The sequence below is a fragment of the Massilia rhizosphaerae genome (assembly GCF_016093545.1).
Taxonomy (GTDB): domain Bacteria; phylum Pseudomonadota; class Gammaproteobacteria; order Burkholderiales; family Burkholderiaceae_D; genus Telluria; species Telluria rhizosphaerae.
In genome coordinates, this window is sequence record NZ_JADKYX010000043.1 from 1 (window position 1) to 1,698 (window position 1,698).

Below are 1,698 nucleotides of genomic sequence, written 5' to 3' on the forward strand. Positions count from 1 at the left end.
TCGCCACAGTCTTGTAGCCACCTTGTTTGTCGAGATACTGCCCGACTATCGAGAGCTTGAATTGCTCGTCGTACTTCGCCATGAAAAAACCCCAAAAGTTGGTGTCCAACTTTTGGGGTTCAGTTCATTCTTGGCGCTTTTTTGTTTCCTGAATGAATATGGGACTTTAAAAAACGTTCAACCACCCCAATCTCGGCTTACCATATCGCCAAGAAGCCCGAAGGACGTCATTTTTATGGTTCCCCACCTCGCCACTGCCCTGTCCGGTCCCCTGCTGGACCTGGAAAAGAAGATCCTCGAAGCCACGCCCGCCATCGAACGGTGGTTCCGCCTCGAGTGGCAGGAGCACACGCCGCCGTTCTATTGTTCGGTGGACCTGCGCAATGCCGGCTACAAGCTGGCGCCGGTGGACACGAACCTGTTCCCGGGCGGCTTCAACAACCTGTCGACGGAGATGCTGCCGCTGACGGTGCAGGCCGCCATGGCCGCGATCGACAAGTATTGTCCGGACGCCCGCAATCTCCTCTTGATCCCGGAAAGCCACACGCGCAATCCGTACTATCTGCAGAACGTGCAGCGCCTGATGCAGATCTTCCGCCAGACGGGCCTGCACGTGCGCCTGGGCTCGTTGTCGCCCGAGGTGACGGAACCGACGCCGCTCGTCCTCCCGGACGGCAATATGCTCGTCGTGGAACCGCTCGTGCGCTCGCCGAACGGGCGCCGCGTGGGCCTGGCCGACTTCGATCCGTGCACGATCCTGCTGAATAACGACCTCTCCAGCGGCATCCCGTCGATCCTGGAGAACGTGCACGAGCAATCGCTGCTGCCGCCGCTGCACGCCGGCTGGGCCGTGCGCCGCAAGAGCAATCACTTCAAGGCGTTCGACGAGGTCGCCAAGAAGTTCGGCAAGCTGATCGACATCGACCCCTGGCTCGTGAACCCGCTGCACAGCAAATGCGGCGAGGTCAATTTCCAGGAAGACGTCGGCATGGAATGCCTGGCCGATAACGTGTCGGCCCTGCTGTCGAAGATCAAGAAGAAGTACAAGGAATACGGGATGAAGGACCAGAAACCCTTCGTCATCGTCAAGCCGGACGCCGGCACGTACGGCATGGGCATCATGACCGTCAAGGATGCGAGCGAGGTCAAGGACCTGAACCGCAAGCAGCGCAACAAGATGTCGGTCATCAAGGATGGCGTCACCGTCACCGACGTGATGATCCAGGAAGGCGTGCCCACGTTCGAGTCGATCGACGACGCGGTGGCGGAGCCGGTCGTGTACATGATCGACCGCTACGTCGTCGGCGGCTTCTACCGCGTGCATGCGGAGCGGGGCGTCGACCAGAACCTGAACGCGCCCGGCTCGCATTACGTGCCGCTCGCGTTCGCGCAGCAGCATGCGGTGCCTGACCTCAAGGCCAAGCCGGGGACGGCGGCGCCGAACCGTTTTTATGTGTACGGCGTCGTGGCGCGCCTGGCATTGCTGGCGGCGTCGCTGGAGCTGGAGCGTACGGATCCGGATCCGGAGATTTATTAATCGTTCGTGGATCGCATGCGTTTGGTGGGCGGGGGGCCTGTTTGGCACAGATACATAGTGGACACTTGTCTAGAGACATAGTTGACACCTTTTATCATCATTGCAACTTCGTTATTTGGAGCTTGCAATGCCTTGGAAGGAGTCGTCAAAAATGTCTTCTC

Annotated in this window: 1 protein-coding gene; it reads left to right on the forward strand. The window is 59.5% G+C overall.

Going from position 1 to position 1,698, the window contains the following annotated elements:
- Positions 1-235: 235 nt before the first annotated feature.
- Positions 236-1,537 carry a glutamate--cysteine ligase gene (gene gshA, locus ISF28_RS30165; RefSeq protein ID WP_198120870.1) on the forward strand — a complete coding sequence of 434 codons (1,302 nt, stop codon included), beginning with the start codon at positions 236-238 and terminating at the stop codon, positions 1,535-1,537.
- The last annotated feature ends 161 nt before the right edge of the window (positions 1,538-1,698 follow it).

What these genes read in the sequence shown, in the direction of transcription:
- gshA (WP_198120870.1), top strand. Translation starts at nt 236, where the DNA reads ATGGTTCCCCACCTCGCCACTGCCCTGTCCGGTCCCCTGCTGGACCTG.